A 14762-nucleotide genomic window follows, 5' to 3' on the forward strand; every position below is an offset into this window, starting at 1 on the left:
CCTGTTTTATAATCAAAATGCTATGTTTAACCCAAATTCCAATATTATGAAAACTAAAATCAGTACATTATTACTATTACCTTTTTTTGCTCTTTTAATGTTTACGTCTTGTCAGCAGGAAGTTGTGGAAATATCACCACCTGCCGATTCCGAAGCGCTTTCAGCAAGTTCTCCATTAACTGCTTTAATGAGTTCCGCTTCTAAAATGGACGGTTCTAAAGACAATATTATTGATAACGCCAGTTGTTTGTCAATTGAATTGCCAGTAACTGTTGTGGTTAACGGACTTGAAATTATAATAGATTCGGAAGAAGACTATAAAGTTATCGAGGCCATTTTTAATGAGTTTGAAGAAGACGACGATTATTTGGAAATTATCTTTCCCATTACAATCATAACTGAGGAACACGACGATATTGTAATCAACAATGCCGCCGAATTAAAAGAATTTGTTGATGAATGTAAAGGTGAAAATGAAAACGACGACGATATAGAATGTATCGATTTTAAATACCCCATTTCGTTTTCGGTTTACGATGTAAACTTCCAGGTTGTTGATGTAATTACTGTTGAAAACGACAGACAGTTGTATAAATTTCTTAAACGTGTTAAAAATTCAGATTTTTTAGCTAGTCTTAACTTTCCGGTAACTATGTTGTTGTCCGATGGCACAGAAGTAGTTGTTAATAATAACGAAGAGTTGGAAAACACTATTAACGATGCAAAAGATGCCTGTGATGAAGACGATGATAACGATTATGGCGACGACGATTTTACAAAAGAACGTTTAGACGAATATTTACAAATTTGCCCATGGGTTGTACACGAGTTTAAAAGAAACAACCAAGATAACACGGTAGCGTATAAAGAGTATGCGTTAAACTTTAAAGAAGATGGTGTTGTTAGAATGCGAGCTAGAAATGGCGATATCTTAACCGGTACTTGGAGTACACGTGTAACCAAAAGAGGTGCGCTTTTAAAAATGGAATTCGACACCTTGGCAGACTTTACTTTAGAATGGATTGTTTACGATATCGAATACGGTAAAATTAAACTGTACGAAGAAGGTGGTAACAGAATCATCATGAAAAAGAACTGCGATGTTGTTATTGATATAACCAAAGAGCGTATAGAAAACTACTTGCAAGAGTGTTTATGGCGAGTTGCCAGATTACAGGTTGATGGTACAAATAATGAGAAAGATTATATAGGCACCCCATTAAAGTTCTTTGCAAATAACATTGTTAAAATACGTATTAATGGTGAGTTTGTTTCTGGAGAATACGAAATTGGAGTTAGAAACTCAGGGTTCTTTTTGCAAATCTTTTTACAAGACAGACCAAACTTAAAACTAGAATGGTTAATCACGTTCCTTGAGCCAGGGTTGATTAAGTTGGAAAACGAGAACAACCAAATGATATTGAGAAGACATTGTCCAGACGGCGACGACGATATAAACTATATTGAAGATGTACTGTTAACATGGGAGTGGGAAGTTGCTTTATATAAAGATGGCGATGTAAATAAAACAGAAGATTACTTTATGTACACCATCGATTTCTTGGAAAACGGTTGGATTAAGGTAACCGATCCAAACAACGGAATCATTGATGGTAACTGGTTGGCTTACCGACACGAAGGCCTGCATTTAGGAATGCATTATGGTATCGAGCCGCCATTTCAAGTATTAAACCACAGATGGAAAATTGCCGAAATCACTCAAAATAGAATCGAGTTGAAAGATTTAAGCGCAAACGGAGAAATAGAACGCATATTAGTCCTTGAGAAAAAAGAATAATTGAAGAATGTTTCCTCGGAACTTTTAGTTCCGAGGTTTCAATTAATACTGCCATTCCCGTGTAAACGGGAAACAAAATAAAGAAATCTATCGAATTTATTATGTTTTTGGTGAAAAGGAAACCCCTCTTTTCGGTTGGTTAGGTTAATTAATAAGTAAGTTTCCTTTATAAAAGCTGTCAAATTAAATTTTGGCAGCTTTTTTTGTTAAAACCAGATATGTTTTATTTTTGGGCGTTACCACAACCCTTCGGCTGCGCTCAGGGCAAGTGGTCGGGCTATCCGCTACAAGTCCTCGCTCGTGCCTCGCTGTGGGCTTTCCACTACTATCCCTAACGCACCAGTCCGCAGTAATGCCTGCAGCCAGCTGGAATATTTGTAACGTATTAAAAAAACATTCCTTTTTAGCTTAAACTAGTTTAAGTAAAAGGGTAATTCAAGCCTATAAAAACGAAATATTTCGTTATTTTTGCAACTTAAATTTTAATTATAGAGCAGACTGCATACAGCGGGCTGTCCACAGAATACTTAAAAACCATGTTTAATAATTTAAGCGATAAATTAGATAAAGCCTTACACGTTCTTAAAGGACATGGAAGCATTACCGAAGTAAATGTAGCCGAAACATTAAAGGAAGTACGTCGTGCCTTACTTGATGCCGATGTTAACTTTAAAATAGCCAAAGATTTTACCAACCGGGTTAAAGAAAAAGCCTTGGGGCAAAACGTTTTAACAACGCTTCAGCCTGGGCAACTTATGGTTAAAATTGTTAAAGACGAGCTTACCGAACTCATGGGTGGCGATGCCGAAGGTATTAACCTTTCGGGCAATCCAAGTGTTATTTTAATGTCCGGTTTACAGGGTTCTGGTAAAACCACATTTTCTGGTAAATTGGCCAATTATCTTAAAAACAAAAAAACAAAAAAACCGCTTTTGGTTGCTTGCGATGTGTATCGTCCTGCCGCCATAGACCAATTACACGTTGTTGGAGACCAAATTGGTGTTGAGGTTTTTAGCGATAGGGGAAATAACGATCCCGTTGCCATATCGCAAGCAGGTGTTGCCCATGCCAAAGCAAACGGGTTTAATGTGGTTATTATCGATACCGCAGGTCGTTTAGCTGTCGATGAGGTAATGATGACCGAAATATCGAACATCCATAAAGCCATCCAACCGCAAGAAACATTATTTGTAGTCGATGCCATGACAGGGCAAGATGCCGTAAACACAGCAAAAGCCTTTAACGATACCTTGAATTTTGATGGTGTTATCCTTACCAAATTAGATGGTGATACCCGTGGTGGAGCCGCCATTTCAATTAAATCTGTAGTTAATAAACCCATTAAGTTTATTGGTACGGGCGAGAAAATGGAAGCTATCGATGTGTTCTATCCATCGCGTATGGCAGACCGTATTCTCGGGATGGGTGATGTGGTGTCGCTCGTTGAACGTGCCCAAGAGCAATTTGATGAGGTTGAAGCCAGAAAACTCCAAAAGAAAATCGCCAAAAACCAGTTTGGTTTTGATGATTTTTTGAAGCAAATTCAGCAAATCAAAAAAATGGGGAACATGAAAGATCTTGTGGGCATGATTCCCGGCGCCGGTAAAATGATGAAAGATGTTGATATTGACGACGATGCCTTTAAAGGAATTGAAGCCATTATTCATTCCATGACGCCAAAAGAACGAAGCAATCCTTCAATAATAAATGCCAGTAGAAAAAAGCGTATTGGTAGTGGTTCGGGAACTTCGGTTCAACAAGTGAATCAGTTGCTAAAACAATTCAATCAAATGAGTAAAATGATGAAGATGATGCAAGGTGGCGGCGGTAAAAAAATGATGCAAATGATGAAGGGGATGAAATAAGTATTCAGTTGGCAGTATGCAGTCAACAGTTGCAATTTTCAAAAAAAATAAAATAAACTTTGCGCCTTTATGGCTTTGCGAGAAAAAATCATTCGTGAATTCGCGGCAAAAATGAATAAGACATGACAATTTTAGACGGAAAAAAAACAAGTAACGACATTAAAGAGGAAATAGCGAATCATGTAAAAGCTATGGTTGAAAAAGGCGAAAGAGTGCCGCACCTCGCTGCGATTTTAGTCGGGTCTGATGGCGCAAGTATGACCTATGTTAACGCCAAAGTTAAGGCTTGTAAACGCGTCGGGTTTAACTCCACACTTATCGAGTTGCCCGAATACACAACCGAAGAAGATTTACTTGAAAAGATAAACGATTTAAATACCAACGATGCCATTGATGGCTTTATCGTGCAGTTGCCATTACCCGAACAAATTGATGAACAAAAAGTTCTAATGGCCGTAAACCCGGATAAGGATGTGGATGGTTTTCATCCCACCAACGTTGGAAAAATGGCTTTAAGTTTACCAACCTTTTTACCAGCAACACCTTACGGAATTCTTGAATTGTTAGAGCGCTACCAGGTAGAAACTTCAGGTAAAAATGTTGTGGTTATGGGACGAAGCCATATTGTAGGCCGCCCAATGAGTATATTAATGAGCCAAAAAAGAAAAGCTGGCGATGCTACTGTAACTGTGGTACATAGCCGATCGAAAAACTTGGTGGAAATAACTAAAGAAGCCGATATAATTGTTGCTGCCATTGGAATTTCAGAATTTTTAACGGGAGATATGGTTAAAGAAGATGTGGTTATTATTGATGTGGGCATAACGCGTGTGCCAGACGCAACAAAGAAAAACGGCTACAGACTAGCTGGCGATGTGCATTTTGAAAGTGTTAGTAAAAAAGCGAGCTATATTACACCGGTTCCCGGAGGTGTTGGCCCCATGACGATTGCCATGTTGCTTAAAAATACTTTATTGGCAAGAGAAAGGCACTAAAATTGATGGTTGGAATTTTATTAAATTGCGCTCTATGAATTTCCTGATTTATAACGCAATTTTTTTATTTAAAAGAGTTGCCATTGGTAGTCTAGAACATATACTACCTATTCTTTTTTCGGTGCTGTTTTGTATTCTATTTATTAAATACAACAAACGAAAATTTAGCAGAAGCCAGCAAGAAAAGGCGTTGCACAAATTTGGGTGCTTGGTTTCTTTTGTTGTATTGGCATTCCATTTATACCAAATAAGTTTGGGAGACTACAATATCAAAACAGATTTACCTTTGTATTTGTGCAGTTTTATAGCCTTATTAATTCCTGTTTTTACCTATTATAGAAAATTTTGGATGTTCGAAATATTGTTATTTTGGATAGTTGCAGGAACCACACAAGGCGTTTTAACACCAGATATTCCCGACGGATTTCCAGCCTTTGATTACTTTAGATATTGGACCGTTCACTTGGGGCTATTAATTATTGTTTTTTATGCCATTTTTGTTTTTAAAATGAAACCTACACTTAAAAGTGTTTTTAGATCGTTTTTTGCGTTGCAGCTTTACGTTGTTTTTATGGTGAGTATCAATTTTATTTTAAATGCCAATTATTTTTATTTGAATGAAAAACCAGAGTCTGCATCATTGTTGGATTATTTCGGTCCGTGGCCCATATATATTATCGTCGTTCAAATCATCATTATTCCTTATTTTTTACTGATTTATTTGCCTTTTTATTTAGTTGAAAGAAAGCGAAAAAAGGAGTTATCTGCTATTTAGCAAACAGTTGGGTGTTGTCTTTAAAGGCTTTAAATTCTAAAGCATTTCCCGATGGGTCGTAAAAAAACATGGTGGCTTGCTCGCCAACCAAACCTTCAAATCTAATATATGGTTCAATAATAAATTCAATGTTTTTGCTTTTTAATTCTTCCGCGAAAGCGTGAAACACATCCCAATTTAAAACCACGCCAAAGTGGGGCACGGGAACAGATTTTCCGTCAACTGCATTGGTGTGTAAATCGGTGTCTGTTTTGGGTTTGTAATGAATAACCAATTGGTGCCCGAAAAAGTTGAAATCCACCCAATGGTCGCTGCTTCGCCCTTCTTCGCAATTTAAAATATCGCGATAAAATGTTCTGCAAGTTTCTAGATTGTAAACCGGAAAGGCGATATGAAAAGGAGATAGCATATTTGTAGTTTTGTTAAATGTTTTTATAAACATAGTATTTATTTTTTGCATTCAATTTTCCAAGTTGGATAAACTATTTTTTCGGTTTTATCAACCCATTCCCCAATCCATTTATAACCCAATTTGCTAATATCGTAAAAGGTTAATCGAAAAAAACCATCCATTCCGTTGGGTGCTTTTTGTTCGCGATACAGTACAATGTTTCCGTTTTCCCGTTTGTTTCCAGTCCATGTTGACAATGTAGTGGAAGGTGTTTTAGACGAATAATAATGAACGTACCATTTACTGCTATCGGCAATAAATTGCCTGATGCTTCCCGAATGACCGCCATCTGCTTTCAAGGTTTCGTCTTGTACGCCCATACCATTCATAATATACTTCCACCGCCAAATCATATCGATGGCATCATTCCAAGTGCCGTCTGGTTTTCTGGATGTCGATTTACACTGACATTCACCAATAAGCGCATCGAAATCTTTAATTTGTTCCGGCGCGTTTGGATGGGCTTGCCCAAAAGGAAATGCTTCCGATACATCGTAATTATACTGTGCAAAAGCACAGCAGGACATTAATAGGAGCAAGGTAGTTATAGGTTTCATAATTAACGTTTTTCTAAAGTTAACTAAGAAATGAAAGAGCAATAAAGGTTTTATGATTAAATTAACAAGCTGCTTATTATTTTTTGCGGCTATTTTTCATGTGGACTTTGGTGGAACCGTCCAAAAGATTATTTAATTCCCTAAACTCATCTTTGGTCAATTCGCGATGTTTTCCAACGGGCATATCCAGTTTAATGTTCATAATCCTAATGCGTTTAAGCGTTTGCACCTCGTAATTTAGGTATTCGCACATACGGCGAATTTGCCGGTTTAGGCCTTGGGTTAATATGATGCTAAACGTATGCGAATTTATTTTTTTAACGACACATTTATTGGTCGATTTCCCTAATTCTTCAAGATAAATCCCGCCAGACATCCGTTCAATAAACGTTTGGGAAATAGGCTTATCAACCGTAACAATATATTCTTTGTCGTTGTTATTGCTGGCTCTAAGGATTTTATTTACAATATCGCCATCGTCCGTTAAAAGTATTAAACCTTCGCTGGGTTTGTCCAATCTGCCAATAGGAAAAATGCGCCTTGGGTAGTTGATAAAATCGATAATATTATCTTTTTCTACACTCGTATCTGTGGTGCAAACTATACCTACGGGCTTGTTAAAAGCCAAATACACAAAGGCTTCTTTGGTGTTTTTAATTTCTTCGCCGTCAACATGCACCACATCGTTGGGCGCAATTTTTGTACCCATTTCTGGCACCACGCCGTTAATGGTTACTCTGCCAGCTTCAATGAGTTTGTCTGCTTCTCTGCGCGAGCAATATCCAGCTTCGCTTAAAAATTTGTTGATACGTTTTAATGATTCGCCCATGCTGCAAAAGTACAACAATCTATGGTTTTAAAAATTCAATAATATGGTTGTGCACCACATCGTTATTTAATGAATGTCCGTAACCGCTAGTTTGGATAAGTTTACTGTTTTTTAGGTTTTTATGAATGGCTTCGGAATCGTTTATGGGAATGATTCTGTCTTTTTTATCATGGATAATTAAACCATCAACATTAATTAAAGTACTATGTTTTGCCGATGAAAACGTGTTTGCTGGTGCTCCAAAACGTTTAAGGATCAAATCTTCAAGCGCATTGATTACTTTAGAATTGTAGCTTAATAGATTGGTGTAGTTTTCAAAAATGTCTGTAAATTCATTTGGTGCTCCAAGCACTATCATTTTTTTTAAACCCGGTAATTGGTATTCTTTTTGAAAAAAGATAGAAGCCATACCGCCTACCGAGTGCCCAATGATTATTTCCGGCTGAAATTTTTTAGATACTACATGTATAAATTCAGCATATAAAATAGCGTTAAAGGTGTCGCAACCCGAATTTCCGTGGGCTGGCGCATCTAAAGCAACAATGTTGTACTGGTGTTTTTGTAAAACCGAAATAAGGTTTTTCCATCTTGCCGTATTGCTCTCCCAACCATGAACCAGTAAAATGGTTTTGCCATTGCCCGCCCAATGATAGGTTGCAATTTTTAAACCATCGTATTTCATGTCTAAGGTATTGGCAGTTTTTAAATAAGCGGATTGCTCAGGGGTTATTTTTCCTTTTCTCGGTGTTGCAAAAAGAGCCATGGCCTTATTTGCAGCATATGTTTTTGAAACGTAGCTGCTTGTGTTTATTAATTTGCCAACTATTTTAGGTAGCGCTTTTTCAATTTTCTTTTTCATTTTTATCCTTCTCTATTTACTAAATCGATGGAAAACGCAGGTGTGCAAATGGCAATGTATTCGCATACTTCGGTAAACGGATTGGAATATTGTACCCTCGTGTTTTTTTCTATTTTAATAGATTCGCCAGCATTTAAAACTACGGTCTCACCATCAATAATAAACTGCTTTTTGCCCCTGATGATAAACGTGTACTCATCAAATTCAGGCGTTTGAAATGGTTCGCTCCAACCGGCAGGTGCTTTCATGTGGGCAATGCTTATATTGGTATTTCCATTGGTAGCCTTTCCAAAATGTTCGTTTATAATCTTGCCATCGGTAGTTGGAACAACAAAGGGTGAGTTTTGAATGGTATATTTTTTCTTGGACATATTTAATTTTTTTAACTTCTAGCTCTTCATCGGTTTCTTCTTAATCATGCCGCCTTTTAAATCTTTTACAACGCCCATAATAACAAAGGCTTTTTCGTCAATTTTATCAATTTCAGTTTGTAATTTCGCCAGTTCTAAACGGGTTACAATGGTATAGATAATGTCTTTATCGTAGCTTTCGCCGTTTTTACCAAAGCCACCTTTCCCAGCATAAATAGTGCATGCACGTCCTAGTTTTTTTGTAAGCATAAGTCGTAATTCTTCGTGCTTGTTCGAAATTACAGTAACGCCCACATACTCTTCAACACCGTCAACAACAAAATCAACGGTACGTGCGGCAGCTAAATAGGTTAATATGGCGTAAAGCGCGGTTTCCATGGATAAAATATAACCACCCACAGAAAAGATTATGATGTTAATAAGCAGCAATACATCGCCAATGGTAAGCGATAATTTTCGCCCCAAATAAATGGCTAAAACCTCGGTGCCATCAATAACGCTACCACCTCGCATAGACATGCCAATGCCCAAGCCCAAAAAGAAACCGCCAAAAACGGCTATTAGTAATTTATCCTCTGTAATAATGGGATAGTCTACAAAATGGACTACAAATGCCAAAAAAGTGATGGCGGCAATACTTCTTAAGGCAAATTTAGTGCCAATGGTTTTTGATGCCAAAAACAAAAAAGGAAGATTGACAAGTACCAGTAACAAACCTAAATTTAATGAGGTAACATGCTCTAATAATAACGAGATGCCTGTGGCGCCGCCATCTATAAATTTATTGGGCAGTAAAAAGCCTTTTAACCCAAACCCCGCAGAAAACACACCAACTATGATAAAAAAATATTCTTTAACGGCGTGCGATAATTCTATTTGAAGGTTTCTAACCGTTGGTGCAAGGTCGTTTTTTTCAAACGAACTATCGGCGTTTTTACCTTTAAGCTTTTTGCGAGCTACGTTTACTAAAAGCTTTGAGATAAAAGGGATCATAGGTTTTGTTTTGGAATTTTTATTTATTAAATTTTACTCCAATTTAAGAAAAAATATTTCAATTTGGCATCATCGGGAATATGAGCCGCTTCAATGCTTAAATTCATATCAAAACGAAGGTTGGCAGGTAATTCTTTTTTATCAATAGTAAAGGCTGCGTTAATTTCGTTTACAGAAACAACAATGGAGTTTATTAAATTGTCTATCCTCGTAATAGTATAATTATTGGCAATATCTTTAAAAGTGCTTAATGTGGTTATGTTTTTGTCGGTTTTAAATCGAGCGTCGAAAATTTGAACACTTTCAATAACCGATGTTGAATCCAATGATTGCCTAGGCGTTAAGGACAATAGCTTTTTACCACCCTTTTCAAAAATTTTAATATCATTACTGTTGCCCGTAAATTCGTCACCACTGATAAACTTAACGATAGAATCGTTGCTGAAAACGCTTTCTAAATCTTTAACTTGGGTAGAGTCGGTTAGCATACCAATATGGTGCTTGCTAATTTGAAATGGATCTTGTTCTTTTTTGCAGCTGGTTAAAAGTAGGGTTAAGATAGTAAGGACTAAAATTGATTTATTCATGTGTTAATTTGGTTTTACTTGTTGTTTTTATCCCTTTGGGGGAGATGTCGTTTAGTGACAGCGGGGACTATTTTTTCATCAGTTTTGTAAGAATCCCAAAAGCACTTCTTATAAAGGTGGCGCTTGTAAGTACTTTAACTATCGGATTGATGCGCGTGCTTCGTCGTCTGGTGGTTGACGCTCGTTGTTTAGATTCTGCTTTTTTAAGGGCTTCTTGTTCTTGGCGCGCTTTTTCCTTGGCTTCTTCGGCTTCGGCTTGTTTTATTTTTTCGTTAAGCATTTCATAAGCGCTTTCCCTATCAATGGTTTCATTATATTTTTTAACCATTTTAGATTGCGATAATAAGTTGCTCAACTCGCTATCGGTCAACACATCCATTCTGCTCATAGGCGCGCGCATCATGGTAGCGGCAAGTGGTGTGGGGCGTCCTTTTTCATCTAAAGCAGACACTAAGGCTTCCCCGATGCCTAATGATGTTAAAACTTCGGCCGTATCGTAATACTCCGAATCGGGATAATTTTGTGCGGTTAGTTTAATGGCTTTCCTGTCTTTTGCCGTAAAAGCCCTTAAGGCATGTTGGACCTTTAACCCCAATTGGCTTAAAACCGCTTCGGGAACATCGGTGGGGTTTTGGGTTACAAAATACAATCCGACACCTTTACTACGAATCAATTTTACAATACTCTCAATTTGATTTAACAAGGCTTTTGATGCTTCATTGAAAATTAAATGCGCTTCATCAATAAACATAATAAGTTCTGGTCTGTCACTATCGCCCTGCTCCGGAAAAGTTGAATAAATTTCAGCCAATAAACTCAGCATAAATGTTGAAAACAGTTTGGGTCTGTCTTGAATATCGGTAAGTCTGATAATGTTAATGTAGCCTCTGCCATCTTCATCAATGCGTAATAAATCCTGTACATCAAACGAGGTTTCACCAAAAAACAAATCGGCACCTTGCTGTTCAAGTTCTACGACTTTACGTAAAATAGCACCAGTTGATGCGGTTGATATCCTGCCATAAGCTTCGGTAAATTCCTTTTTACCTTCATTGGTAGCGTATTGCAGTATTTTTTTAAAGTCCTTTAAATCGAGAATGGGGTATTTGTTGTCGTCGCAATACTGAAAAATAACGGCAACAACACCAGATTGGGTTTCAGATAAATCTAAAATACGCGACAATAAAACGGGGCCGAATTCGCTAACGGTTGCTCTCAATCTTACGCCATCTTGTTCAGAAAGGGTCAAGATTTCAACTGGAAATGATTTGGCTTCAAACGGTAATCCAATCTTTTCATGGCGCTCATCAATTTTCGGGTGCCCGGGGCTTGGTTGTGCCAATCCGCTTAAATCACCTTTAATATCCATCAGTAAAACAGGAATCCCTTTATCGCTTAAATTTTCGGCTAAAACCTGTAACGATTTTGTTTTGCCGGTACCGGTAGCTCCCGCAATTAAACCATGGCGGTTCAAGGTTTTTAAAGGGATTTTTACATGAGCACCAGTAACGGTTTCGCCGTTTAACATAGCGGCCCCAATAGGAATGTAATCGCCTTTTGTGGTATTGCCGTCGGTAATGTATTTAAAAAAAGTATCCTTATGACTCATGGTTTAAAAATTTGCATAAAAGTAAAGGAAAAATAAAGAAGAAAAAAATAGTGTTTAGGGTGAAACAAACGCTATTTTATTTTTTCAACATAAATGTTTGAGGTGCCAACACTTCTAAAACGTGCAGGAGCAGAATTGCCACCTCTAATAGTTTGCACACTAATGGTTTGTCCAGCTGTGATATTGAAAACCTCGGTTATATGAAGAGAGGCTTCGGTATGGCCGTTAGCATGTCTTACATAACCCGTGTTGCCAATGGTTCCGGTTGGTGTGCCGTTAATGGCTATTTGTGCCTCGACCGATACACGTGTATCAGTACTTCCACCTACTGTTGGGACTCGATAAGAGATGTTGGCTGTAATTCTGTACCTGCCCGTAGTGTTGATGGTTAAAACATTGCCGGCAACGGTGTATAAACTGGTGTTATCGTTCCAATCTAACGAACCAAAAATAGGGATATTGGAATAAGCCCCGGAATTTAAATTTGCTGTTGTATTAGTGTTGCTATATTTTACAGAACTACCATGGGAAATTTGGCTCCAATCTGGTATGGCAGGGCTACCGCAATTAAACTGAAATTCATTCAAATCGGTGTTGTATACCACTAATCCATTTGCAGGATTAACTATAGCATTAATTTGAACGGTTGTAAGTCTGGGGATGAGAACACCTTTGTCCGTAGATTCAACATCAAGAATGGATGATGTGTCTGGAGTTGTTGTGCCAATGCCAACTTGTGCGGCACTAAAATAAAAACTGCCACAAAGCAGCATAATTGAAAACGCTATTTTTTTCATTTGAGAGAGTTTGAGAGGGATTTATTTTTGCTTTGAACATATTATACTTATCTGTAAGCTTCATATATCACTACAATATTTTCAGTATGATTGGTAACGTTAATAGTAAAACCATTACTGTTAAAACTGATTACAGAAGCGGCTGTTAATCCTAAATTGTTACCGTTTTGATTGGAATATCTGATACCAATCGCTCTAGAATTGGATGCGTATCTGGAAATATTGTTTATTGAATTGCCATTGCCACCAACATATATAGCTTGTTGCTGAATGCTGCCACTATAATGCGTGGCATAACCTTGCATAGAGCCAAAAGCATTCTGAAATGTATTGTTGTTGTTTCCTACGCCGTTATTCGCATTGACATTATAACTTTCAACATTGGCATGGGCAGAGAATTTTATCGAAGTTGGCCTAAAGGGTAAACCCGTAATACTCTGATGTCCGGTACTGGAAATTATAAAACTACCAATGTATGTGGTAGCGCCCAAATAAGCGGCAGAATCTGTGCCTGCGGAAATGATATTTCCCGTATCCGAGCTGACCGGATTTGAATTTAAAGGAAACCAAATTGGTGTCGCCGCAGTGCCGTAGTTGTATTCAAACCGATTAGTAGTGGAGTTGAAAACAAGTAACCCATTGGCTGGATTAACAATTGCATTAATTTGAACGGTTGTAAGTCTGGGGATAAGAACACCTTTGTCTGTAGATTCCACATCAAGAATGGATGACGTGTTTGGGGTTGTTGTGCCAATACCAACTTGTGCGGCACAATAATAATAACTGCCACAAAGCAGCATTATTGAAAACGCTATTTTTTTCATTCTTTAGAGAGATTGCCGTTAGCAATTTACTTGTATTAATTGTAAGCTAGGGATTACAAACTTATCAAAGTTTGATTGAATACCAAAAAATATAATATAAATTCGAGGAATGTGTATCTTTGTCCGTTGTAATACTTGCTATGGATAAAAAAACACAATTATTAGTTGACAAAGGCGAAATGCTGCCCTTAATGGAAGAGTTTTATACCATTCAAGGCGAAGGCTATCATAAGGGCACTGCGGCTTATTTTATTCGCATTGGAGGCTGCGATGTAGGTTGCCATTGGTGCGATGTAAAAGAAAGTTGGAATGCCAATTTACACCCGCCAACCGACACTCTCAAAATTGTGGAAAACGCAAAAAAACACAGCGATACCATTGTAATAACCGGTGGCGAACCATTAACTTGGGACATGACGCTTTTAACCGATAGGCTGAAGGCTGAAGGCTTGCAAACGCATATTGAAACCTCGGGTGCCTATAAACTAACGGGCACTTGGGATTGGATTTGCTTGTCTCCAAAGAAATTAAAATTGCCAACCAAAGAGGTTTATGAAAAGGCCCACGAACTTAAAGTGATTGTTTACAATAAAGACGATTTTCGTTTTGCGGAAGAACAAGCGGCCAAAGTAAATAAAGACTGTATTTTATATTTACAGCCCGAGTGGAGCAAACGCGACAAAGTGGTGCCGGAAATAGTAGAGTATGTTATGAAAAACCCCAAATGGAAAGTATCGTTGCAAACCCATAAATATTTGAATATTCCTTAAATTCAGGATTAAATAAAAAATGTTCCAATGGTATAAAAACTATTGGAACATTTAATTTTGTCTAAAGTCTTGCGAGCGTCTTATTTAGTAAACGGAACCGTTACTCTCGCGGTGCCCCAACCCAAATGCATATTTACACCGTTGTCGGCTTCATCAAAAGCAATTGAGAAAGCCTCTAAAGATTCTCCAGTCGATGTTGGTACCGATAAACGCGCTACATCATTGGCTTCATTATAAAAATAAGAACCCCAAACATTTAAGTCGGTACTAATAATGGCAGTCCATTCTTTTTCACCAGGAATCACATAAAACGTGTACGTTCCAGCTTTTACGGTAGTGCTGCCTAATTTCATATCGGTATAAAGCGTTAATTCTGCCGCTTCATTAGCTCCGGTTCGCCATACTTTTCCGTTTGGAGCCAAAGTGGCTAAGTCCCTTCCGTTAAGTTGCGGTCTGCTATAAACAATCTTAATTAATTTGTTCGAATCTTTGTAATCCGTTGGAAATGCCGCGGCATCCATTGGGCTTTTATCCAATTTACTAAATTTTTGAGCATTCACATTAGTGGTTAACAGCATAACAAATGCAAAAGCAATGGTTGTAATAAGTGTTGATTTTTTCATAATGTTTTTTAGGTTTTTAGAATGATTTAAAGGTAATGCGATATTGTCTTAATATTTTT

At 37.6% G+C, this 14762-nt stretch carries 16 protein-coding genes; 5 read left to right on the plus strand and 11 right to left on the minus strand.

All coding sequences use genetic code 11. The annotated features are described in order from the left end of the window. Positions 1 to 46: 46 nt before the first annotated feature. The 4 genes from ACN5J7_RS13290 (at position 47) to ACN5J7_RS13305 (ending at position 5433) form a co-directional block, all read left to right on the plus strand. Positions 47 to 1798, plus strand: a complete 1752-nt coding sequence (locus ACN5J7_RS13290) for a hypothetical protein (protein WP_418604284.1) — start codon at positions 47 to 49, stop codon at positions 1796 to 1798. Between the two features lie 536 nt (positions 1799 to 2334). Continuing rightward, positions 2335 to 3663: a signal recognition particle protein gene (gene ffh, locus ACN5J7_RS13295; RefSeq protein ID WP_418604285.1), complete on the plus strand. Its 1329-nt coding sequence runs from the start codon at positions 2335 to 2337 to the stop codon at positions 3661 to 3663. A gap of 122 nt (positions 3664 to 3785) precedes the next feature. Further along, complete coding sequence (locus tag ACN5J7_RS13300) at positions 3786 to 4658, plus strand: bifunctional 5,10-methylenetetrahydrofolate dehydrogenase/5,10-methenyltetrahydrofolate cyclohydrolase (RefSeq protein WP_418604286.1); 873 nt, start codon at positions 3786 to 3788, stop codon at positions 4656 to 4658. 34 nt (positions 4659 to 4692) lie between these two features. Next, entirely contained in the window at positions 4693 to 5433 is a 741-nt protein-coding gene (locus tag ACN5J7_RS13305; RefSeq protein ID WP_418604287.1) for a TIGR02206 family membrane protein, read from the plus strand. Here the strand turns inward: ACN5J7_RS13305 and ACN5J7_RS13310 are convergent. The 10 genes from ACN5J7_RS13310 to ACN5J7_RS13355 all read right to left on the minus strand — a co-directional run bounded on the left by ACN5J7_RS13310 (position 5426) and on the right by ACN5J7_RS13355 (position 13310). Continuing rightward, on the minus strand, positions 5426 to 5875 hold the full coding sequence (locus ACN5J7_RS13310; protein WP_418604288.1) for a VOC family protein: 450 nt from the start codon (positions 5873 to 5875) through the stop codon (positions 5426 to 5428). The two genes, ACN5J7_RS13305 and ACN5J7_RS13310, sit on opposite strands and share 8 nt — an antisense overlap. A gap of 5 nt (positions 5876 to 5880) precedes the next feature. Further along, a complete protein-coding gene (locus ACN5J7_RS13315; protein ID WP_418604289.1) occupies positions 5881 to 6441 on the minus strand; it encodes a hypothetical protein in 561 nt (186 codons plus the stop codon). 76 nt (positions 6442 to 6517) lie between these two features. Further along, a complete protein-coding gene (locus ACN5J7_RS13320; RefSeq protein WP_311942673.1) occupies positions 6518 to 7270 on the minus strand; it encodes a pseudouridine synthase in 753 nt (250 codons plus the stop codon). Between the two features lie 19 nt (positions 7271 to 7289). Beyond that, positions 7290 to 8129, minus strand: coding sequence for an alpha/beta hydrolase (locus tag ACN5J7_RS13325; RefSeq protein WP_418604290.1), 840 nt, complete (start codon positions 8127 to 8129; stop codon positions 7290 to 7292). A gap of 2 nt (positions 8130 to 8131) precedes the next feature. Beyond that, positions 8132 to 8500: a cupin domain-containing protein gene (locus ACN5J7_RS13330; RefSeq protein ID WP_311942680.1), complete on the minus strand. Its 369-nt coding sequence runs from the start codon at positions 8498 to 8500 to the stop codon at positions 8132 to 8134. Positions 8501 to 8518: 18 nt separating this feature from the next. After that, on the minus strand, positions 8519 to 9493 hold the full coding sequence (locus tag ACN5J7_RS13335) for a YitT family protein (protein ID WP_311942686.1): 975 nt from the start codon (positions 9491 to 9493) through the stop codon (positions 8519 to 8521). Positions 9494 to 9519: 26 nt separating this feature from the next. Further along, the gene (locus tag ACN5J7_RS13340) at positions 9520 to 10080 is read right to left on the minus strand and encodes a hypothetical protein (RefSeq protein WP_418604291.1); all 561 of its coding nucleotides are present in this window, start codon (positions 10078 to 10080) and stop codon (positions 9520 to 9522) included. 67 nt (positions 10081 to 10147) lie between these two features. Continuing rightward, positions 10148 to 11689: a helicase HerA-like domain-containing protein gene (locus ACN5J7_RS13345; protein ID WP_418604292.1), complete on the minus strand. Its 1542-nt coding sequence runs from the start codon at positions 11687 to 11689 to the stop codon at positions 10148 to 10150. Positions 11690 to 11760: 71 nt separating this feature from the next. After that, positions 11761 to 12486 (minus strand): hypothetical protein, encoded by a 726-nt coding sequence (locus ACN5J7_RS13350; protein ID WP_311942700.1) that lies wholly within the window; start codon positions 12484 to 12486, stop codon positions 11761 to 11763. Between the two features lie 47 nt (positions 12487 to 12533). Then, a complete protein-coding gene (locus tag ACN5J7_RS13355; protein WP_418604293.1) occupies positions 12534 to 13310 on the minus strand; it encodes a hypothetical protein in 777 nt (258 codons plus the stop codon). A gap of 140 nt (positions 13311 to 13450) precedes the next feature. Between ACN5J7_RS13355 and ACN5J7_RS13360 the strand changes: the two genes are divergently transcribed. Continuing rightward, positions 13451 to 14080: a 7-carboxy-7-deazaguanine synthase QueE gene (locus ACN5J7_RS13360; protein ID WP_418604294.1), complete on the plus strand. Its 630-nt coding sequence runs from the start codon at positions 13451 to 13453 to the stop codon at positions 14078 to 14080. An 80-nt stretch (positions 14081 to 14160) separates the two neighbouring features. On the opposite strand, the gene ACN5J7_RS13365 is transcribed toward ACN5J7_RS13360, so the two are convergent. After that, a complete protein-coding gene (locus tag ACN5J7_RS13365) occupies positions 14161 to 14703 on the minus strand; it encodes a DUF2911 domain-containing protein (RefSeq protein WP_311942716.1) in 543 nt (180 codons plus the stop codon). Positions 14704 to 14762 lie beyond the last annotated feature (59 nt).

This window comes from Hwangdonia sp. (assembly GCF_048381975.1).
In the GTDB taxonomy this organism is placed as follows: Bacteria; Bacteroidota; Bacteroidia; order Flavobacteriales; family Flavobacteriaceae; genus Hwangdonia; species Hwangdonia seohaensis.